Annotated in this window: 18 protein-coding genes and 1 pseudogene; 12 read left to right on the forward strand and 7 right to left on the reverse strand. The window is 63.1% G+C overall.

The features are described 5' to 3' along the window. The 4 genes from AC1DWF_RS19915 to AC1DWF_RS19930 form a co-directional block, all read left to right on the forward strand. Positions 1-283 (forward strand): hypothetical protein (locus tag AC1DWF_RS19915; protein WP_476841964.1); only part of this gene is annotated, 283 nt, incomplete at its 5' end. Beyond that, a complete protein-coding gene (locus tag AC1DWF_RS19920) occupies positions 280-1,443 on the forward strand; it encodes an efflux RND transporter periplasmic adaptor subunit (protein ID WP_476781391.1) in 1,164 nt (387 codons plus the stop codon). The genes AC1DWF_RS19915 and AC1DWF_RS19920, both read left to right, overlap by 4 nt. Next, positions 1,440-4,529: an efflux RND transporter permease subunit gene (locus AC1DWF_RS19925; protein ID WP_476788256.1), complete on the forward strand. Its 3,090-nt coding sequence runs from the start codon at positions 1,440-1,442 to the stop codon at positions 4,527-4,529. Before AC1DWF_RS19920 ends, AC1DWF_RS19925 begins: the two co-directional genes overlap by 4 nt. A gap of 176 nt (positions 4,530-4,705) precedes the next feature. Further along, entirely contained in the window at positions 4,706-5,836 is a 1,131-nt protein-coding gene (locus tag AC1DWF_RS19930; RefSeq protein ID WP_476841965.1) for a glycoside hydrolase family 3 protein, read from the forward strand. A gap of 79 nt (positions 5,837-5,915) precedes the next feature. Here the strand turns inward: AC1DWF_RS19930 and AC1DWF_RS19935 are convergent, their stop codons facing one another. Beyond that, on the reverse strand, positions 5,916-6,938 hold the full coding sequence (locus tag AC1DWF_RS19935) for a substrate-binding domain-containing protein (protein WP_476782463.1): 1,023 nt from the start codon (positions 6,936-6,938) through the stop codon (positions 5,916-5,918). 354 nt (positions 6,939-7,292) lie between these two features. On the opposite strand from AC1DWF_RS19935, the gene AC1DWF_RS19940 reads away from it, so the two are divergent. Together AC1DWF_RS19940 and AC1DWF_RS19945 are read left to right on the forward strand one after the other, a co-directional pair. Continuing rightward, positions 7,293-8,648, forward strand: a complete 1,356-nt coding sequence (locus tag AC1DWF_RS19940) for an ABC transporter substrate-binding protein (protein ID WP_476782464.1) — start codon at positions 7,293-7,295, stop codon at positions 8,646-8,648. Between the two features lie 224 nt (positions 8,649-8,872). Continuing rightward, the gene (locus AC1DWF_RS19945) at positions 8,873-9,889 is read left to right on the forward strand and encodes a carbohydrate ABC transporter permease (RefSeq protein WP_476841966.1); all 1,017 of its coding nucleotides are present in this window, start codon (positions 8,873-8,875) and stop codon (positions 9,887-9,889) included. On the opposite strand, the gene AC1DWF_RS19950 is transcribed toward AC1DWF_RS19945, so the two are convergent. Next, on the reverse strand, positions 9,837-10,019 hold the full coding sequence (locus AC1DWF_RS19950) for a DUF2934 domain-containing protein (RefSeq protein ID WP_476782465.1): 183 nt from the start codon (positions 10,017-10,019) through the stop codon (positions 9,837-9,839). The two genes, AC1DWF_RS19945 and AC1DWF_RS19950, sit on opposite strands and share 53 nt — an antisense overlap. Here AC1DWF_RS19950 and AC1DWF_RS19955 point away from each other — a divergent pair. Genes AC1DWF_RS19955 through AC1DWF_RS19965 form a run of 3 tightly spaced genes read left to right on the forward strand, consistent with a single transcriptional unit; the run spans position 9,939 to position 13,857 of the window. Beyond that, entirely contained in the window at positions 9,939-11,045 is a 1,107-nt protein-coding gene (locus AC1DWF_RS19955) for a carbohydrate ABC transporter permease (protein WP_476782474.1), read from the forward strand. The genes AC1DWF_RS19950 and AC1DWF_RS19955 overlap by 81 nt on opposite strands. A gap of 16 nt (positions 11,046-11,061) precedes the next feature. Continuing rightward, positions 11,062-12,714: a beta-galactosidase BglA gene (gene bglA / locus AC1DWF_RS19960; protein WP_476841967.1), complete on the forward strand. Its 1,653-nt coding sequence runs from the start codon at positions 11,062-11,064 to the stop codon at positions 12,712-12,714. 30 nt (positions 12,715-12,744) lie between these two features. Continuing rightward, entirely contained in the window at positions 12,745-13,857 is a 1,113-nt protein-coding gene (locus AC1DWF_RS19965; protein WP_476788255.1) for an ABC transporter ATP-binding protein, read from the forward strand. Positions 13,858-13,864: 7 nt separating this feature from the next. Here the strand turns inward: AC1DWF_RS19965 and AC1DWF_RS19970 are convergent, their stop codons facing one another. The 4 genes from AC1DWF_RS19970 to AC1DWF_RS19985 all read right to left on the reverse strand — a co-directional run bounded on the left by AC1DWF_RS19970 (position 13,865) and on the right by AC1DWF_RS19985 (position 17,550). Next, a complete protein-coding gene (locus AC1DWF_RS19970; protein WP_476782468.1) occupies positions 13,865-14,710 on the reverse strand; it encodes a metal ABC transporter permease in 846 nt (281 codons plus the stop codon). A 211-nt stretch (positions 14,711-14,921) separates the two neighbouring features. Then, entirely contained in the window at positions 14,922-15,782 is an 861-nt protein-coding gene (locus AC1DWF_RS19975) for a metal ABC transporter permease (protein WP_476782469.1), read from the reverse strand. Continuing rightward, positions 15,779-16,693, reverse strand: coding sequence for a manganese/iron ABC transporter ATP-binding protein (locus AC1DWF_RS19980; protein WP_476782470.1), 915 nt, complete (start codon positions 16,691-16,693; stop codon positions 15,779-15,781). The genes AC1DWF_RS19975 and AC1DWF_RS19980 overlap by 4 nt, the downstream gene beginning before the upstream one ends. Continuing rightward, positions 16,690-17,550, reverse strand: coding sequence for a metal ABC transporter substrate-binding protein (locus tag AC1DWF_RS19985; protein WP_476841968.1), 861 nt, complete (start codon positions 17,548-17,550; stop codon positions 16,690-16,692). The genes AC1DWF_RS19980 and AC1DWF_RS19985 overlap by 4 nt, the downstream gene beginning before the upstream one ends. A gap of 255 nt (positions 17,551-17,805) precedes the next feature. On the opposite strand from AC1DWF_RS19985, the gene AC1DWF_RS19990 reads away from it, so the two are divergent. The 3 genes from AC1DWF_RS19990 to gndA all read left to right on the forward strand — a co-directional run bounded on the left by AC1DWF_RS19990 (position 17,806) and on the right by gndA (position 20,633). Continuing rightward, on the forward strand, positions 17,806-18,057 hold the full coding sequence (locus AC1DWF_RS19990; protein ID WP_476782471.1) for a DUF2171 domain-containing protein: 252 nt from the start codon (positions 17,806-17,808) through the stop codon (positions 18,055-18,057). A gap of 574 nt (positions 18,058-18,631) precedes the next feature. Continuing rightward, positions 18,632-19,072, forward strand: coding sequence for a Fur family transcriptional regulator (locus AC1DWF_RS19995; protein ID WP_476782472.1), 441 nt, complete (start codon positions 18,632-18,634; stop codon positions 19,070-19,072). Positions 19,073-19,214: 142 nt separating this feature from the next. Beyond that, a complete protein-coding gene (gene gndA / locus AC1DWF_RS20000) occupies positions 19,215-20,633 on the forward strand; it encodes an NADP-dependent phosphogluconate dehydrogenase (protein ID WP_476789595.1) in 1,419 nt (472 codons plus the stop codon). 118 nt (positions 20,634-20,751) lie between these two features. Here gndA and AC1DWF_RS20005 read toward each other — a convergent pair. Continuing rightward, positions 20,752-20,947, reverse strand: a pseudogene (locus tag AC1DWF_RS20005) (IS110 family transposase); the annotation flags it as partial.

The following is a 20,947-nucleotide window of genomic DNA, read 5'->3' on the forward strand; positions in this document are numbered from 1 at the left end:
GGTTCGAATCCTGTCGGGTGCGCCAAAAGGTTCGAATCCTGTCGGGTGCGCCAAAAAATTCCAATCAAACATCGATGATCCGTCCAGACGGCGCGTGCTGCATGTGAAACCGCGCGCATTGCGACAGACTGCTGCAATGGTCGCCTGTCATGTCGCTGCCATGAAACCACAGGCGGCCAGTCATCGGACTGATCCATCAATAGAAGCGAACCGGCCAGGGGGAGGGCCGGCGGTCGCCATCGCTTCGAAAACATTCCAGACCGTGGAAAGCATGCAAGCATGACACGCCCCTTTCAAATATCCGTCGCAGCGGCCCTGGCCGTCACCTTGTTGGCTGGTTCAAGTGCGAGTTCCGTTGCCAATGGTGCCGCCGCCGCCGCCCAGACCGAGACGTCCAAGCGCATGGTGTCGACCTTCGTCGTTGCAAGCGCCATGAGCGAATGGACGCTGTCGTTCAGCGGCGTGCTTGCCGCCCGCGAGGAGGTCGCCGTCGGCGCGCCGTTGCAAGACCAGCGCATCACGGGCGTCGACGTCGAGGTCGGCGACCGTGTCAAGGCGGGCCAGGTTCTGGTCAGGCTCGACACGGCGATGCGCGACAATCAATTGCGCGAATCCGAAGGACGGCTGGCGCGGGCGAGGGCAGCTCTTGCCCAGCAGCAGGCAAAGGCGGCGCAGGCACTGGCAGCACTTCAGCGCGCTGGTCCGCTCAAGCAATCGGGTTTCTTGTCCAGCCAGGCCTTCGCCGACCGTGCTTCCACCGAAGCCGTCGAGCGCCAGGGCGTTGCCTTGGCGCAGGCCGAGGTCAACCAGGCCGAGGCCCAACTCGCCGAATCCCGGCGGCTACGCGAACGCGACGTCGTCCTAGCACCTGTCGCTGGCGTCGTTTCCGAACGCCACGCCAACGCTGGTTCGCTCACCGGATCGGAGCCATTGATCCGCCTGATCCGCGATGGCAGGGTCGAACTTGCCGCCGACATTCCCGAACGTGAGCTGCCGCAGCTGGCGGTCGGCCAGCCTGCCGAAGTCACACTGCCGGGCAGGGACGGGTCGATCAGGGGCATGGTGCGCATGATCACGCCGAAGATCGACCGCGACACCCGTCTTGGCGGGGCCAGGATCGCTCTAGATACAGATGCCGCGCTGTTTCCCGGCGCCTTTGGCCGGGCCGAGGTGGTGGTGGCGAAGCGTGAGGCCATCGTCATTGACGATTCCGCACTTCTTTATGGCGGCGACGCTGACAAAACCTCGGTCTTTGTGGTCGAGCGCGGCAAGGTGATGCGGCGCGGGGTCGAAACCGGCTTGCGCGACAATGGCAGGCTCGAAATCGTTGCCGGTCTCAAGGCCGGTGATGTCGTTGTCGCCAAGGCCGGCGCGTCGCTGCGCGAGGGCGATGCGGTGGCGACCATCGACATCGGTGCCATCACCGGAAGCACCCGCCCATGATTAGCAACATTTCTGCCTGGGCGATCCGCAAGCCAATCCCCACCATCGTTCTTTTCCTGGTGCTGACGCTTGTCGGCTGGGCGTCGTTCCTGCGCCTGCCGGTCAATGCCAATCCGAGCCTGGCGTTTCCGATCGTCACCATCACCGTTTCGCAGGCAAGTGCCGCGCCCGCTGAAATGGAAAACCAGGTCACGCGCCGCATCGAAGGGGCGGCGTCGGGCCTCGCCGGGGTCAAGCACATCCGCTCGACCATCAAGGATGGCGTGTCGACCACAACCGTCGAATTCAAGATCGGCGTCGATCCGGACCGGGCGACCAACGACGTGCGCGAGGCCGTCGGCCAGATTAGGTCAGACCTGCCGCAATCGATCCAGGAGCCGATCGTCTCGCGCGTCGATGTCGAAGGCGGGGCGATGCTCTATTACACGATGCAGGCGCCCAACATGTCGGTGCTCGATGCGTCGTGGTTTGTCGAAGATACGATCAGCCGCGAGCTTCTTGCGCTTCCAGGTGTGCAGAAGGTCGCGCGCTTCGGCGGCGTCAACCGCGAAATCACCGTATCGCTCGACCCCGACAGGTTGCTGGCGTTGGGGGTGACGGCGGACCAGGTCAATTCAGCGCTGCGCCAGATCAACGTCAATGTTCCAAGTGGCCGCGGCGAGATTGGTGAACGAGAGCAGTCGATCCGCACCCTGGGCTCGGTGAGGTCGCTCGACGAGCTGTCCGGCCTTTCGGTCTCGTTGCCAGGAAACCGCTGGGTGCAGCTCCGCGACATCGCCACCATCAAGGACGGACCGGCCGAGCCGCGGGGTTTCGCACGTTTCAATGGCGAGGCCGTCGTTGGGTTTTCCATCTCCCGCTCCAAGGGCCACAGCGATACGGTCGTCGCCGATGCGGTGACCACGCGCCTGGCCGAAATTGCGGCGCGGACGCCGGACGTTGCGTTCAACGAGGTCATTTCCTACGTCGAATACACGCTGGAAAGCTACAACGCCGCGGTGACCGCGCTTGTCGAAGGTGCGGCGCTGACGGTGGTGGTGGTGTTTCTGTTCCTGCGCAACTGGCGCGCGACGCTGATCGCGGCTGTGGCGATGCCCCTGTCGATCCTGCCGACCTTCTGGGTGATGGAGTTGCTCGGATACACGCTGAACAGCGTCAGCCTTTTGGCGCTGACGCTGGTGATCGGCATCCTCGTCGACGATGCCATCGTCGAGATCGAAAACATCGAACGTTATGTCGATATGGGCAAGCGGCCCTATCTCGCGGCGATCGAGGGTGCCGATGCGATCGGCCTCGCGGTCGTTGCGACAACCTTGACCATCGTTGCGGTGTTTGCGCCGGTCAGTTTCATCGGCGGTGCTGTTGGCCAGTACTTCAGGCAGTTCGGCGTGACGGTGGCTGTTGCGGTGCTGATCTCGCTGGTCGTGGCGCGATTGCTCACCCCTTTGATGGCGGCTTATCTGCTGCAGCCGAAGGCTGGGGGAAGTCATTCGGCCGAGCCGTCGAAGCTGTCGCTGCGCTATCTCGCCGTGCTGGGCTGGACGCTCGATCACCGCAAGACGACCTTTGGCCTGGTCGCTGTGTTCTTTGCCGGCTCGGTCTTCCTTCTGACCCAGTTGCCCACCGGTTTTGTGCCAAGCAGTGACGGCAACGTCTCGCAAGCGCAGGTAACATTGCCTCCAGGCACGCGGCTGGAGGAAACCGCTGATGTCTCCGACAAGATCGTGCGCGAGTTGAAGGCAAGGCCTGAGGTCGCGGGCGTGCTGGTGACCACCGACGACGTCAACAAGGTGACCTTGATCATCAAGCTCAAGCCACGCGGCGAGCGCGAACTCGACCGCAAGTCGTTCGAACTCGCCGCGCGTCCGATCCTGGCCAATACGCCTGACATCCAGTTCACCTTCGTCTCGGATCAGGGCGGCAAGGAGGTTTCGATCTATCTCGCGGGCAACAATCCCGAGGAGCTGAACAGGGCCGCCTACCAGCTCGAGGCTGAAATGCGCCTGTTGCCGGAACTGACCAACGTGCTGTCCAACCAGGCGCCKCTGGCGCCGGAACTTCTGGTCAAGCCGCGCCTGGACGAGGCGGCCCGGCTCGGCGTTTCGGTGGTGTCGCTGGGCACCGTCGCGCGTATCGCCACGCTCGGGGAAACCGACTCAAATTCGGCGCAGTTCAACCTTGGCGACCGTCTGGTGCCCATCCGCGTGCTGCTCGACAAGTCGGCGCGTGGCGATCTCGAAACCTTGCGCAAGCTGCGTGTCGGCACGGCCGACGGCAAGGTCGTGCCGCTGACCTCGGTCGCCGACATTTCGTTCGGCGCCGAGGAAGGCAAGGTCGAACGGCTCGACCGCAAGCGCCTGGTCGCGGTCGAGGCCAATCTGAACGGCGTGGTGTTTGGCGATGCGATGAAAGCGGTCGCCGCATTGCCGGCGCTGAAGAGCCTGCCCGCAAGCGTCAGCCATATCGAATATGGCGCGGCCGAAGAGATGACGCAGATGTTCCGCGGCTTCGCGCAGGCGCTGGTGGCGGGCATCCTGATGGTCATGGCGGTGCTGGTGCTGTTGTTCAGGAACTTCCTGCAGCCGGTCACCATCCTGATCGCCTTGCCGCTGTCGCTGGGCGGCGCGGCTTTGGCGCTGCTCGCCTATGGCGCGGCACTCGACCTGTCGTCGACGATCGGCATCCTGATGCTGATGGGTATCGTCTGCAAGAACTCTATCCTGCTGGTCGACTACGCCATCGAATGCCGCGCCGAGGGGCTGGACCGGCGCGCGGCACTGATGAAGGCAGGCATGACCCGCGCCCGCCCGATCATCATGACCACGATCGCCATGGTGGCCGGCATGATGCCGGCGGCGATCGGCTTCGGCGCCGACGCCAGCTTCCGCGCGCCGATGGCTGTCGCGGTGATCGGTGGGCTGATCACCTCGACGCTGCTTTCCCTGGTCGTCGTGCCTGTCATGTTCGCCACCATGGACGACCTCAACGCCTGGTTTGCCCGCCGCCTGAAGCGGTTTACCTCGGTCACCGAGGCGGACCGTGCCGAGGGCGAGCTGATTGCTGGGCGCCAGGACGCAAGCGCATAGCGCCATATGACCGTCAATGACGGTTCGGGCGGCTGGCAGGATGCTGGCCGCCCGATTTCAACCCTCGCTGGTTTGAAAACCGATTCCGCTTTTTCAGCTCATGCACTAAGGACTTGTTTGGAACAGGCTGCCACAAGCAGTGCGTGGCACCTGACATCAGGCGGAGTTGGCGAAGCATGGATCTTACATTCGATCTCGGACGCGGGCCTGCGTCTTTTGGACATCGTTTTMTTATCGGCCTGCAGCCGGGGCACGTGCTCGGCGACAAGGACAAGCGGGTTTTGTCGCTGCTCAAGCCGGCCGGTGTCGTGCTGTTCCGCGCCAACTTCCTTCCCGATGCGCCATATGAGGATTGGCTGGAAAGCCACGCCAAGCTGCTTGCCGATGTGCGCGAATATATCGAGCGTGACGAAGTCATCATTTCGATCGACCATGAAGGCGGCGGTGTGCTGCGTCCGCCGGCACCGATCACGCCGTTTGCTTATGCGCGCGAATGGCCCAAGCAAGCGGGCGATGTCGGCAAGGCGATGGGCATCGAGCTGCGGTCGCTCGGCTTCAACGTCAATTTCGCACCCGTCGTCGACGTCAACTCGAACCCGGCCAACCCGGTCATCGGGCAACGCTCGTTCGGCACGACGCCTCACGATGTGGTGCCGGCGGCACGCGAGTTCCTCGACGCGCTCCAGGCCGAAGGTGTGTTGGGCTGTCCCAAGCACTTCCCCGGCCATGGCGACACGGCCGTGGATTCTCACTATTCGCTGCCCGTCATCGACGTCGACCCCAAGACGTTCCGCAGCCGCGAGCTCGAAGCGTTCCGCCATTTCAACGATGCCGGCACGCGCATGATCATGACCGCGCATATCGTCATTTCGCAGATCGACCCGGGTATTCCGGCGACGATGTCGCGCGTCATCCTGCAGGACATCTTGCGCAAGGAGCTTGGCTACGAGGGCGTGGTGGTCAGCGACGATCTCGGCATGAAGGCGATATCGGAGCGGCTGGACAAGCCCGAGACGACGACCAGCATCATCAACGCCGGCTGCGATCTGTTGTGCATGTGCGCTTACTGGGCCGACACCGAGATCATCATGCGCATGATCGACTACATGTCGGCCGGCCTGAAGGCTGGTGTGATCAAGGAAAGGGCGCTCGAGCAATCGTTCACCCGGGTCGCGGGGCTGTTGTCTGATCTGCCCAGCCACAAGGTCGAGGCGCTTGGCGAGGAGACCTTCCAGCGCCACGCCTCGGTCGCCCCGCTGCGCGCGCGCTCGCTGCCGGCCAATCACGGCGGCGCCACCAAGATCTAGCTGGTGAGGCCGCCGATGCCGGGGCTAAGGTTGATTGGGCCGTCCATGCCGTGAGCTAACCGAGTCTGTACGGCGCAGGTCAGCCCTTGGCCCCCGCGATGGACCCGCGCACCACCAGATCGACCGGCCAGACCTCGCCGCGCGCGCCGTCCTCCAGCCCAGAAATCCGTGCCGCCAGCCGCTCGGCCACGCGGGCCCCTGCAGCGCGGATCGACGAGCGGGTCGTTGTCAGCGGCACCGAGAAATGCTCCGGCTTCAGCCAGTGGAAGACGTCGTCGTGGCTGACCAGCGACAGGTCGCGCGGCATCACAAGGTTGAGGTCGCGCGCGGCGCGCACGATGCCGAGCGCCATGAGCAGGCTTGAGCAGACGATCGCCGTCGGTGCCTCGGATGCCTCCAGCAGGCCGCGCGCGGCGCGATAGCCATTCTCTTCGGTCATTGCCAGCGAGCGAATGTTCCTTGGCTCCAGCACCAGCCCGCTTTCCGACAGCGCCCGCCTGACGCCGCGCTCGCGGAAAATGGCGAAGGTCTGGGTGTCGTCGCCATTGATCAGGGCGACGCGCTTGTGGCCGAGCTGGACGAGCAGCCGCGTCGCGTCGTGAAAGGCGCCTTCATTGTCGATGTCGATGAACGGATAGTCGAAATCAAGCCCTTCGCTGCGGCCATGCACGATGAAAGGGATGCCGAGCTGGTGGGCGAGCGTGACCCGCTTGTCGGCGCTGCAGGGTGCCGAGATGTAGAGCGCGTCGACCTGCTTGTTGGCGACGATGCGCCTGTAGGTCGTCTCCTCGTCCTGGGCATCCGCCGGGCTCAGCACCAGGTCGAGCTCGTGGCCGCGGGCATAGTCGCCAAGACCCGACAGGAACTCGACGAAATGCGGATCGATGTCGACGGCGGCACCCGTCGGCATGACGTAGCCGATCATGCCGGCCTTGCCGGTCGCCAGCCTGCGCGCGCTCGGGTTCGGCCGGTAGCCGTGGCGCTTGGCGGCATCCGTGACCCGGCGCCGCGTCTCCTCGCTGACCTCCGGATAGCCGTTCAGCGCACGGCTCACCGTCGTCTGCGAAAGTTCGAGCATCAACGACAGCTGTTTGAGGTTCACCTCGGCTCCGATTCCCAAAGCGCTTTAAATCAGGCTTCGCCCGGATGTCGAGCAAACAAGACGCTTCATGCCAGCGAGAATAGGCGCGCAAATGCCTGGTTTGAAGCGAAATTTGCTGCTGCAGCGCCAAAAATCATGCTGCAGCGCACATTCTGGCGACTTCTAAATCGATTAGCCTGCCGGCACTCTTGACTCTTTTCGATTCTGATGACCTGATGAAGCGAGCCAAAGCGCTTTGAAATGCCGTTGCGTGATGCGGTTGCAGCTTGCGCAGGACTGGGGCACAGTCGGAGCGATGCAGGCGGATGGAATGGAGGTTCCGTCCGGAGTTTTCGATCCACTGGGAGGAAGACCATGAGGAAGTCCCTGTTACTGGGCGTGGCGTTTGCTGCCGTTGCCCTGAGCGCGCCCGCGTCGGCGGAGCTGAAGTTCAAGCCGGGCGAGGATGCCCGTTTCACCTGGGCAAATTTCGACGAACTCAAGAAGGTCGACCTGAAGGGCGAGACGCTCTCGATCTTCGGGCCATGGCGCGGCGAAGACGAGGCGTTGGCACGCTCGGTGCTCGACTATTTCAGCGAGGCCACCGGTGTGACGATCAACTACTCGTCGTCGGAGAATTACGAACAGCAGATCGTCATCGACACGCAAGCCGGCAGCCCGCCCAACATCGCCATTCTGCCGCAGCCTGGCCTGATCCAGGATTTGGCTTCAAAAGGCCTGCTCGCCCCGCTCGACGAGGGCACGGCCAGTTTCGTCAAGGAAAACTACGGTGCCGGCCAGTCCTGGGTCGACCTCGGCACCTTCAACGGCAAGGACGGCAAGCCCGGTTTCTACGGGTTCCCATTCAAGGCCGATCTGAAGTCGCTGGTCTGGTACGTGCCGGAAAACTTCGAGGAAGCCGGCTATGAGGTTCCCAAGACGTGGGAAGAGATGCAGGCCCTGACCGACAAGATCGTCGCCGACGGCGGCGTGCCATGGTGCATCGGCCTGGGCTCTGGTGGTGCCACGGGCTGGCCGGCCACCGACTGGGTCGAAGACATCATGCTGCGCACCCAGGCACCCGATGTCTACGACAAGTGGACCAAAAACGAGATCCCGTTCAACGATCCGGCGGTGATCAACGCACTCGACATCTTCGCCAAGATCGCCACCAACGACAAATATGTTGACGGCGGCAAGGCAGCGGTGGCGGCGACCGACTTCCGCGACAGCCCCAAGGGCCTGTTTGCCGTTCCGCCCAAGTGCTATTTGCACCGCCAGGCGTCGTTCATCTCGTCCTTCTTCCCCGAAGGCACCAAGCTCGGCGAGGATGCCGACTTCTTCTACCTGCCGCCAATGGCCGCCAAGCCTGAGCTCGGCAATCCAGTGCTCGGTGGCGGTACCTTGTTCACCATCGCCAAGGACTCCAAGTCCGCGCGCGCCTTCATCGACTTCCTGAAGATGCCGCTCGCTCATGAGATCTGGATGGCGCAGTCGGGCTTCCTGACCCCGCTCAAGACGGCGAACAAGGACGCCTACGCCAACGAGGCGCTGAAGAAGCAGGGTGACATCCTGGTCAATGCCTCGACCTTCCGCTTCGATGGTTCCGACCTGATGCCGGGCAAGATCGGCGCCGGCGCCTTCTGGACCGGCATGATCGATCTGGTTGGCGGCAAGCCCGCGCCCGACGTCGCGTCCGACATCCAAAAGAGCTGGGACGCGATCAAGTAGGGCGACGCGCAAGCGAAGCCCTCTGACCGGCCGCTCCGCGGCCACCTTCTCCCCGTCGGGGAGAAGGTCCGGCGGCGCCGCTCCCGGTTTCCCCTCCCGCCGGGAGCGGGCTGCCGCAGGGTGTTACGGAGAACACCCGGGGTGTCGCGGAGAACGGTTGAGGCCGGCGTCCATCCAACACTGGCAGTCTGCTCGAACCAGCCCGTTGAAAAGGGACTGATCCCATGACGGCACAGATACTTTCGGCCATTTTCACCATCATCGTCGGCGTCGGCGGCTGCGTCGTCTATTACTGGGGCGCCAACAAGATCCTCGACGCGGTCTTTCCATCGCGCGGCGTTTCCGGCGCTGCCGCCGTCGACAATCTGCGCCGTCAGGGCCTGATCCGGCCATGGCTGTTCGTTGGCCCGGCCATGCTGATCGTCACCGTCTATCTCGTCTATCCGGTGATCGAAACGCTGAGGCTCTCCTTCATGGATCGCAGCGGCGAGAACTTCGTTGGCCTCGCCAACTACAGCTGGGCCTTCGGCGACCGTGAGTTCCGCAATTCGATCTTCAACAACCTGCTGTGGCTGTCCGTCGTTCCAGCCGCCTGCACCTTCTTCGGCCTGATCATCGCGGTGCTCACCGACAAGATCTGGTGCGGCAATATCGCCAAGAGCCTGGTCTTCCTGCCGCTCGCCATCTCGTTCGTCGGCGCAAGCGTCATCTGGAAATTCGTCTACGAATACCGCGCCGAAGGCCAGACCCAGATCGGCATCCTGAACGCCGCCGTGCAATATCTCGGCGGCAATCCGCAGGTGTGGATCTCGACACCGTTCTGGAACAACTTCTTCCTGATGGTGATCCTGATCTGGATCCAGACCGGCTTTGCCATGGTCATCCTGTCGTCGGCCCTGCGCGGCATTCCCGAGGAAACCATTGAGGCGGCCGTCATCGACGGCGCCAACCCGTTCCAGATCTTCTGGAAGATCATGGTTCCGCAGATATGGGGCACGATCGCGGTCGTCTGGACCACCATTACCATCCTGGTGCTCAAGGTCTTCGACATCGTTTTGACCATGACCAACGGGCAATGGAACAGCCAGGTGCTGGCCAATCTGATGTTCGACTGGATGTTCCGTGGCGGCGGCGATTTCGGCCGTGGCGCGGCGATCGCCGTCATCATCATGCTTGCTGTGGTTCCGATCATGATCTGGAACATCCGCCAGGCCAATCGCGAAGGCGGGGGAGGACACTGACATGGCCAGTGCAAGCGGAAAGTCCTTCCTCGGCCGCTTCGGCGTCCATATCGCGGTATTCGTCTTCGTCGCCATCTGGACAATCCCGACGCTCGGCATCCTGGTAAGCTCGCTGCGCGACAAGGACCAACTCATCGTCTCCGGCTGGTGGACGGCACTTTCCACCTCCTCGCAGACCGAAGCCGGACGGCTGCCAGGTGCTTCGGCGCAGGTCGAAAAGGACGGAAAATTCGTCATCGAAGGAAACATCTTCGGTGAYGGTCCGGCGCGTAGCATCAGCGCCTTCGGCACCAAGGCGGCGGCGCCGACGCAATATCAGGCGGGTGACGTCGCCGATCTCGGGGAAGGCGTTTCGCTTTTGCTCAATGCCGACGGTTCCTTCGTGATGCAATCACCCAAAGCCTTCGAGGGCGACCGCGGCCAGCGCGTCTACTACGCGTCGTCGGCACCGCCGCGCTTCACCACCGACAACTACCGCACGGTGCTGTTTTCCGAAGGCATCGGCCGCTCCTTCATCAACTCGCTGACGGTCACCATTCCGGCGACCATCATCCCGATCCTGATCGCCGCCTATGCCGCCTATGCGCTCGCCTGGATGCGCTTTCCCGGCCGCGCGCTTCTGATCGCCGTCATCATCGGCCTACTGGTCGTGCCGTTGCAGATGTCGCTGATCCCACTGCTCAAGCTCTACAATGGCGTCGGCCTGTTCTTCGGCGTGCCGGCCAAGACCTATCTCGGCATTTGGCTGGCGCATACCGGCTTTGGGCTGCCCTTCGCCATCTACCTCTTGCGCAGCTACATCGCCGGCCTGCCGCGCGAGATCATGGAATCCGCCCGCATCGACGGCGCCAGCGACTTCGAGATCTTCGTCAAGATCGTGCTGCCGCTGTCCTTCCCGGTGCTCGCCTCCTTCGCCATCTTCCAGTTCCTGTGGGTCTGGAACGACCTTCTGGTGGCGATGGTGTTCCTCGGCAGCGGTTCCGACCAGCTGGTGCTCACCGGCAAGCTCAACGCGCTGCTTGGTTCGCGAGGCGGCGACTGGGAAATCCTCACCACCTCGGCCTTCGTCACCATCATCGTGCCGCTGATCGTGTTCTTCTCGCTCCAACGTTATTTCGTCCGCGGGCTGCTCGCGGGCTCAGTCAAGGGAGGCTAGCTCCAYGCAGGCCGCAATGCGCAAGTTTGAACACCCTGAAACCGCTGTCGACCGCGACTGGTGGCGGGGGGCGGTGATCTACCAGATCTACCCCCGCAGCTTCCAGGATTCGAACGGCGACGGCATCGGCGACCTCAAGGGCATCATCGAGCGGCTGCCGCATATCGCGTCCCTTGGCGCGGACGCTGTCTGGATCTCGCCATTCTTCAAGTCGCCGATGAAGGATTTCGGCTACGACATTTCGGACTATCTCGACATCGACCCGATGTTCGGCACGCTGGCCGATTTCGACGCCATGATATCAGAAGCACACCGCCTTGGCCTCAAGGTGATGATCGATGGCGTCATCTCGCACACCTCCGACCTACACCCCTGGTTCAAGGAGAGCCGGGCGAGCCGCGACAACGCCAAGGCTGACTGGTATGTCTGGGCCGACGCCAAGCCCGACGGCAGCCCGCCCAACAACTGGCTGTCGATCTTCGGCGGCTCAGCGTGGCAGTGGGACACGCGTCGGATGCAGTATTACCTGCACAATTTCCTGTCCGAGCAGCCGGACCTCAACTTCCACAACCGTGACGTCCAGGACGCGCTGCTCGACGTCACGCGCTTTTGGCTCGAACGTGGTGTCGACGGCTTCCGTCTCGACACGATCAATTTCTATTTCCATTCGGCGGGGCTGGAAGACAATCCCGCACTGCCACCCGAAGAGCGCAACGACCAGACCGCGCCTGCGGTGAACCCCTACAATTTCCAGGATCACATCTACGACAAGAGCAGGCCCGAGAACCTGGAATTCCTCGCCCGCTTCCGCGCCGTTCTCGACGAATATCCGGCGGCCGCAGCTGTCGGCGAGGTCGGCGATTCCCAGCGCGGGCTGGAGGTCGTTGCCTCCTACACCGCTGGCGGCGACAAGGTGCAGATGTGCTATGCCTTCGACTTCCTGGCTCCTGAAAAAATCACCGCCGCCAAGGTGCGCACGGTTCTGGAAGACTTCGGCAAGGCTGCCAGCGACGGCTGGTCGTGCTGGGCCTTCTCCAACCACGACGTCGTCCGCCACGCCTCGCGCTGGGGCATGGGCGAGGCCRATCGTACCGCCTATCTCAAGGTGATCTCGGCACTGCTCATGTCGCTGCGCGGCTCGGTCTGTATCTACCAGGGCGAGGAGCTTGGGCTGACCGAAGCCAGCCTCGGCTTCGAGGACCTGCAGGACCCCTACGGCATCCGCTTCTGGCCGGAATTCAAGGGCCGCGACGGCTGCCGCACGCCGATGGTCTGGAACAAGGATGCCAGGAACGGCGGGTTCTCGTCAGTCAAGCCGTGGCTGCCGGTGCCTGCGGAACATCTCGCCAAGGCCGTCGACACGCAGGAAGGCGACGCCGCCTCGCTGCTCGAACACTACCGCCGCTTTCTCGCATTCCGCCGCGCGCATCCGGCGCTGGCCAAGGGCGATATCTCGTTCCTCAAGGCCGACGGCGATACCGTTGCCTTTACGCGTCGCGAGGGCAACGAGGAGATCGTGTGCGTCTTCAATCTTGGCAGCACAGCAGCTAACGTTGATCTTGGAGGTCGAGGCCTGCAACCCCTGCCGGGACACGGGCTCGATGGAAATGCCAATGCCGGCGCAGTCCGGCTCGGTGGTTACGGCGCCTGGTTCGGGCGCTTCGTCTAATCGCCGGAAAGAAAAATCTGGGAGGTAACCATGGCCGATCTAACGCTCAGGGACGTCAAGAAGTCTTACGGCAATCTGCACATTCTCCACGGCATCGACCTCGACATCAAATCGGGCGAGTTCATCGTCTTCGTCGGCCCCTCGGGCTGCGGAAAGTCGACGCTTTTGCGCTCGATTGCAGGGCTTGAGGAGATCAGCGGCGGCACGCTTGAGATCGCCGGCGAGAAGGTCAACGACGTGCCGCCCTCCAAGCGCGGCATCGCCATGGTGTTCCAGTCCTACGCGCTTTATCCGCACATGACCGTCTACGACAACATGGCCTTCGGCATGAAGATCGCCAAGGAAAGCAAGGCTGAGATCGACAAGCGCGTGCGGGCGGCGGCCGAGATTCTCCAGCTGACCAAATATCTCGACCGCCTGCCCAAGGCGATGTCGGGCGGCCAGCGCCAGCGCGTCGCCATCGGCCGCGCCATCGTTCGCAACCCCAAGGTCTTCCTGTTCGACGAGCCGCTGTCGAACCTCGACGCGGCGTTGCGTGTCGCTACCCGCATCGAGATCGCCAAGCTCAAGGAATCGATGCCCAACACCACGATGATCTACGTCACCCACGACCAGGTCGAGGCGATGACGCTGGCCGACCGCATCGTCGTGCTCAAGGACGGCCGCATCGAGCAGGTCGGCACGCCGATGGAGCTCTACAAGCACCCCGGCAACCTGTTCGTCGCCCAGTTCATCGGTTCGCCGGCGATGAACATCGTCGGCGGCACCATCGACAGGACGGGCGAGAACAGCCTGGTCAGCCACGTCGGCGGCCACAAGACCTCGGTGCCGGTGGCAACGCCCACTGATGCCCAGGGCAAGACGGTCAGCTTCGGCGTGCGGCCCGAGGACCTCTATGTCGCGACCGGCGAGGACTACCTGTTCGAGGGTCTCGTCGATTATGTCGAGCAGCTCGGCGAGGTCCAGCTTGTCTATGTCGACATCGGCCGCGCCGATCAGCCACTGGTGGCCAAGCTGCCCGGCAATGTCGAGGTCAAGCGCGGTGCGAAGATCCGGCTCGCCGCCAGCCCCGACGAGCTGCACATCTTCGACAGCGACGGCCATTCGTTCGCCCGCCGCCGGCTGACTGCGGCAGCGGCTTGAGACGACCTCAATCCGCTGCCATCACCTGCCGCTCCCGCAGCGCTGTCCGGCGCTTCGAGATGAAGAAAGCGGCAACAAAGGTCAGGCTCATCAAAAGCACGATTGTCGGCGCCGGCGCGCTGTCGATGAAGAAGCTGAGATAGACCCCCAGGAATGACGACAGCACCGCCACCAGAACCGACACCATCAGCATACGCTCGAAGCGGTCGGTGAGCAGATAGGCGATCGCGCCCGGCGCGATCAGCATCGCAATGGCAATGATGATGCCGACGGCCTTCAACGCGCCGACGATGGTCAGCGACAGGATCGACAGCAGCCCGTAATGCAGCAGCTTCACCGGTAGGCCGATCGCCTGCGCGTGCTGCGGGTCGAAGGCGTGCAGCAACAGATCGCGGCGAAACAGGCCGATCGCGCCGGTGGCGATCAGCGCGATGACAGCCGTCTGGCCGACATCGCTCCAGCTCACGCCCAGCATGTCGCCGAACAGGATATGGTCGAGATGCACGTCGGTCTGGATCTTGGTGTAGAGCACGATGCCGAGGCCGAACATGCCGGAAAAGACGATGCCCATGACGGTGTCTTCCTTGATCCGGCTGTTTTGCTTGAGATAGCCGGTCGCCAGCGCGCAGGTCATGCCGGCGGCGAAGGCGCCGACGGCGAGCGGAATGCCGGCGATGTAGGCCAGCACCACGCCGGGTAGCACCGCATGGCTGATGGCGTCGCCCATCAGCGACCAGCCCTTGAGCACGAGGAAACACGACAGCAGCGCCATCGGCACCGCCACAAGCAGGGCGATGACGAACGCCTGCTGCATGAACGGGAATGCGAAGGGGAGGGTCAGGGTTTCGATCATGGCTGCACCACGTAGGTCGGCGCTCCACGCCACCCCCCTCTGGCCTTCCGGCCATCTCCCCCGCAAGGGGGGAGATCAGCAGCTTTGAGGTCGGCGCTTGTTTTGGAATGTCGGCGGTTTGCGAAGGTGGTGATGACAGTTGATCTCCCCCCTTGCGGGGGAGATGGCCGGCAGGCCAGAGGGGGGTGGGAAGGAATGAGACCCATCATCATCATATCCCCGCCTCCAGTGCTTGCCGTGCCCGCTTTCGCGACGCCAGCAGCCCATGCTTGGGTGCGAAGACAAACGCGATCAGGAAGATCAGCGTCTGAGCGACGACAATGATGCCCCCCGTCGCGCCGTCGAGGAAATAGCTTGCATAGGCGCCGACAAAGCTGGTGATCGAGCCGATAGCCACGCTGATTGCGATCAGTCGCGGAAAGCGGTCGGTGAGCAGATAGGCGGTGGCCCCCGGCGTCACCACCATGGCGATGACCAGGAATGCGCCGACGGTCTGCAGCGCCGCGACCGTCGAGGCCGACAGCAGCATGAAGAACAGCACCTTGAGCAGATCGGGCTTGAGCCCGATCGAACGCGCATGGTTTTCGTCGAAAAACGCGACCATGAGGTCCTTCCATTTGGCGAGCAGGATGGCGAGCGAAATGCCGCCGATCAGCACCAGCTGCAGCGTGTCGGAAGGCGTGATCGCCAGGATATTGCCGAGCACGATGGTCTGGATGTTCACCGAGGCCGGTGACAGCGAGATCATGAACAGGCCAAGCCCGAAGAACGAGGTGAAGATCAGCCCGATGATGGCGTCTTCCTTCAGCTTGGTGCGCTGGTTGAGGAAAAGCATAGCGCCCGCTGCAAGCCCGCCAGAAATGAAGGCGCCGAGCGCGAACGGCAGGCCCAGCATGTAGGCGCCGGCGACGCCTGGCACAATCGAGTGCGAAAGCGCGTCGCCGATCAGCGACCAGCCCTTGAGCATCAGATAGGCCGAGAGGAAGGCGCAGACGCCGCCGACTAGGGCGGACACCCACATGGCGTTGAGCATGTAGCCGTAGCCGAATGGCTCCAGGAGCGTGGCAATCATTTCTTGCGCCCGCCCTTCTTGGCTGCAACGTCTTTCTCGGCGTCATCGCCATAGATGACGAAGGGGCGCTCGTCGTCGGTCAGCACCGTCACCTGGCGTGTGTCGGCCGCGTCCTGGTGCAGTTCGGCGCCGCCAAGGATGAATTGACGCAGCACGCCGCCAAAGGCCTTTTCGAGATTGGCCTTGGTGAAGGTTTCGGCCGTCAGCCCGGAGGCAAGCACGGTGCGGTTGACCAGCACGGCGCGGTCGCAGAAACGCGGTACCGAGCCCAGATTATGCGTCGACACCAGCATCACGCGGCCTTCGTCTCGCAGGCCTTGCAACAGCGTGATGATCGCTTCTTCGGTGCGCACGTCGACGCCGGTGAACGGTTCGTCGAGCAGGATGATCTCGCCCTCCTGGGCAAGGGCGCGGGCCAGGAAGACGCGCTTCTTCTGGCCGCCGGAAAGCTCGCCGATCTGGCGCGTGCGGAAATCGGCCATGCCGACGCGTTCGAGTGCCGCATCCACCGCCTCGCGGTCGACCGCGCGTGTCATGCGGAAGAAGTTCATGTGGCCATAGCGGCCCATCATGACCACGTCTTCGACGAGCACCGGAAAGTTCCAGTCGACATCCTCGCTCTGCGGCACATAGGCGACGAGGTTTTTCTTCAGCGCCTCGCGTGCCGGCTCGCCGAATATCGAAACGCTGCCTGTGGCGAGCGGAACGAAGCCCATGATCGACTTAAACAGGGTCGACTTCCCTGAGCCGTTGACGCCGACAAGGGCGGTGATGGTGCCACGCGGAATGGCGAAGGAGGCGTTGCGAAGGGCGGTGTGGCCGTTTCGGTAGGTGACCGAGATGTTGTCGACGCGCAGGCCTTCGCCTGACAGCGCTGTGGTTGCGGGGCGCCCCTTCAACGGCACGTTCATTGGGCGAGCCCCTTGACGATGGTTTCGGTGGTGACCCGCATCAGGTCGAGATAGGTCGGCACCGGGCCGCTGGCATCGCTCAGCGAGTCGACATACAGCACGCCGCCATAGCGGGCGCCCGTTTCCCGCGCGACCTGCTCGGCCGGCTTCGACGACACCGTGCTTTCGCTGAACACGGCGGGAATGTTGTTGGCCTTGACGAGGTCGATCACCTTGCGCACCTGCTGGGGCGTGYCTTGCTGGTCGGCGTTGATCGGCCAAAGATAAACCTCCTYCAGGTTGAAGTCGCGCGCCAGATACGAGAACGCGCCTTCGCTGGTGGCGAGCCAGCGCCGCTGTTCGGGAATGGTCTCGATCGCGGTATGGATGGGCGCCACCGTCGCCTTGATCTTGGCGGCATAGGCTGCGGCGTTTTTGGCGTAGACCTCCGCGTTCTTGGGGTCCTTGGCGGCAAAGGCCTTGCGGATGTTTTCGACATAGATGAGCGCTGCCTCAGGCGACATCCAGGCATGCGGGTTGGGTTTGCCGGTATAGGGGCCCTCGGCAATGCCCATGGGCGCCACGCCATCCGAAACAACGGCTTGTGTCACGCCGTCGAGATTTTCGAAGAATTTTTCGAACCACATTTCGAGGTTCAGCCCGTTCCACAGGACGAGATCGGCCTTCTGGGCGCGGATGATGTCGCCCGGCGTCGGCTGGTAGTTGTGGATCTCAGCATTGGGCTTGGTGATCGATTCCACCTCCGCCGCGTCACCGGCGACATTGCGGGCGATGTCGGCGATCACAGTGAAGGTGGTGACCACCTTCATCTTGCCGCCCGCTTCGCTCTCTTGCGAGCAGGCCGAAAGTCCGAGCATGGCCCCCAGCATGGCGATGGCGGCAAGTGTGGCACGAAAGGCTGTCATGGAAATCCCGTACGAGAACGCCGCACCGAACGGGCGGCAGCTACGATGCCTTACCTAATGGCACCTCGCGCCCTTGTCAATGCAATTGCAAATCGTTTGCAACTGAGGCGCATGAAAACACTGCGCCGATGCCTTTTGAGCGCCAGCTCGCATCCAATCGGCAGCTGGCGCGTTGTCGTTTGCCAATTCCAACCAAGGAGAACGATCGTGTCAGCCACCTCGGGAATTCGCGAGCATATGGAAGTGATCGGCGCCGACGGCGTTCACATCGGCACTGTCGACAAGGTCGAAAACGGCCGCATCAAGCTGACCAAGCAGGATGGCGGCGAAGGCAGGCATCGTGGCCACCACCATTACATTTCCACCGCCCTTGTCGCCGAAACCGAAGGCAACAAGGTACGCCTGTCGGCCAATGCCGATGTCGCGGTGACCTTCGAGGAAGAGGGCAAGTCGGGGTAGTTTGGTGGCCTGCGTGCCGCAGTTTGCAACCTAGGGTGAAGCATCCAGGCGCGCCGATATGGCTGAAGGTGCCAATGCGCTGCGAGATGGCAATGAGGACGGGCGGATTGTGGGACGGTTCCCCACGCGCACATTCTTGCTGGCGGCTCGAGGCTGCTACCTGCGACGTCTCGTTCCTTCCTGCCCCCCTCTGGCCTGCCGGCCATCTCCCCCACAAGGAGGGAGATCACGCCTTCATTTGCCTTCTGGCCAACCACCAACGTCGCAGCGTTCACTTTCTGCTAAATCGCAGGACGAGCGCTGCCGTGGATGCGACTAATCTCCCTCCTTGTGGGGGAGATGGCCGGCAGGCCAGAGGGGGGTGGGAAGGAACGAGACATTGAAGATTTGCTTGACAGTGCAACAATACAGCTTGCCCCCATTGCCCGCTTTTCCACGCCCTCTGAACCTGCCGTATCGTCATCGCCAGTTTATCGCATGGGAATGCGGGGCGCGACGGAAGCGCCCCTTCTTCTGGGGATGAACGCACACATAATCTTTTGCAACTGGGTGTCATCTGGCACATAGTCGGGCCATGACGAAGACTGCCACCAAGCCCGGATCCAAGAAGCCCGATTACGAAAAAGCGTTGCGCAAGGCGGGCATCCGCATCACGCGTCCGCGCAAGATCATCCTGGGTATTCTGGGCGAGACCGAGGATCATCCCGACGCGCTCGAAATCTTCCGCCGCGCCGAGACCATCGACAAGAGCATCTCCTTGTCTACCGTCTACCGGACGATGAAGCTCCTGGAGGAAATGGGTGCGATCCACCGCCATGCCTTCGAGGGCGGGCCGTCGCGTTTCGAGCAGGCGGGCGGTGATCATCACGACCACCTAATCGACATGGATACCGGTGACGTGATCGAGTTCCGTTCAGACCGTATCGAACAGCTGCAGCAGGAAATCGCCCGCCAGCTTGGATACGACATCGTCCACCATCGGCTCGAGCTTTACGGGCGCCGCCGCAAGGATTAGCGCGGCCGCGCCTTTGGCCAAGGCACGACGAGTTGATCGCTCGCCACCATGCGCGCGCCGGGCTGCGAGTTGACCTTGGCCCGGGCACGGTCAATCATGCCGCCGCCTCTGGCACGTGAAATCAGCAGACGGGATAACGACCATGGAAAAAGCCGAAATCGGACTGATCGGATTGGGCACGATGGGCTCGAACCTGGCGCTGAACATCGCCGAAAAGGGCCACCGCATCGCCGTCTTCAACCGCACGCCGGCCCGCACGCAGGCATTTGTCGAATCGGCCGGTGCGCTGCGCGACATGGTGGTGCCATGCGCCTCGATCGAGGAGCTGACCGCCGCGATCCGCCCGCCGCGTCCTGTCATCATCATGGTGCTGGCGGGACCCCCCGTCGACGAACAGATTGCGGCACTGCGCGGTGCCATGTCGGCCAACGACATCATCATCGATGCCGGAAACGCCAACTTCCGCGACACCATGCGCCGCTTCAAGGAGTTGGAGGGCTCGGGCCTGACCTTCATCGGCATGGGCGTTTCGGGCGGCGAGGAGGGCGCGCGCCACGGCCCCTCGATCATGGTCGGCGGCACGCCCGAATCCTACAAACGTGTCGAAGGCGTGCTGACCGCGATCTCGGCCAAGTTCAAGGGCGAGCCCTGTGCCGCCTGGCTCGGCACAGACGGCGCCGGCCACTTCGTCAAGACCATCCATAACGGCATCGAATATGCCGACATGCAGATGATCGCCGAGATCTACGGCATCCTGCGCGACGGGCTCAGCATGAAGCCGAAAGAGATCGCTCCCGTCTTCGCCGGTTGGAACAAGGGTCGCCTCGAATCCTACCTGATCGAGATCACCGCATCCGTGCTCGAGGCAGACGATCCTAAGACCGGGCGGCCGGTGGTCGACATCATCCTCGACCGCGCCGGCCAGAAGGGCACCGGCAAATGGTCGGTGATCGAAGCACAGCAACTCGGCATTCCAGCGACGGCGATCGAAGCGGCGGTGGCGGCGCGCGTGCTGTCGTCGATGAAGGACGAACGGCTGGCGGCGGAAAAGGCCTATGGTGCCAACACGCTCAAGTTTGCCGGCAGCAAGGACGAGGTGCTTCACGATCTCGAGCTTGCATTGTTTGCAGGCAAGATCGCTGCCTATGCGCAGGGCTTTGCGGTCATGGCCGCAGCCTCCAAGGAGTTCGGCTGGAACCTGCCGATGCCGACGATCGCCAAGATCTGGCGCGCCGGCTGCATCATCCGCTCGCAGTTCCTCGACACCATCGCCGAGGCCTTCGGCAAGGCGGATGCCTCGACCAACCTGCTGATGGTGCCGGCCTTCGTCGACATGATGGGCAAGGCGCATCCGTCGCTGCGCCGCATCGTCGCCCGTGCCGCCGAGGCCGGCCTGCCGGTGCCGGCATTGTCGTCGGCGCTTGCCTATTTCGACGGCTATCGCCAGGGCCGGGGTTCGACCGACCTGACGCAGGCGCAGCGCGACTTCTTCGGTGCGCATGGCTTCGAGCGCATCGATGCGCCGGGCGCGTTCCATGGCCCGTGGGGCAGCGGCAGCTAGCGTTCCTAGGGCGCGCGTGTAGCACCTTCTCCCCGTAATGACGGGGAGAAGGRAMAAGCGGCAACGCCRACGCCCTCCCTCTCCCCGTATTTCACGGGGAGAGCGACTGTCTTGGCGGTCAAGCGGTTTGCCATGGTTTTTGGTCCCGGATCATGGCGTTGAGGATGGTGAGGAGCTTGCGCATTGTCGCGACGATGGCGACGATCTTGGGCTTGCCGGCGGCAACGAGCCTGTCGCGGAAGGCCTTGAGGACAGGGTTGTGACGTGCGGCGACAAGGGCTGCCATGAACAGTGCGGCGCGGACGCGCGTCCTG

It is taken from the genome of Aminobacter sp. P4_D5 (genome assembly GCF_056401815.1).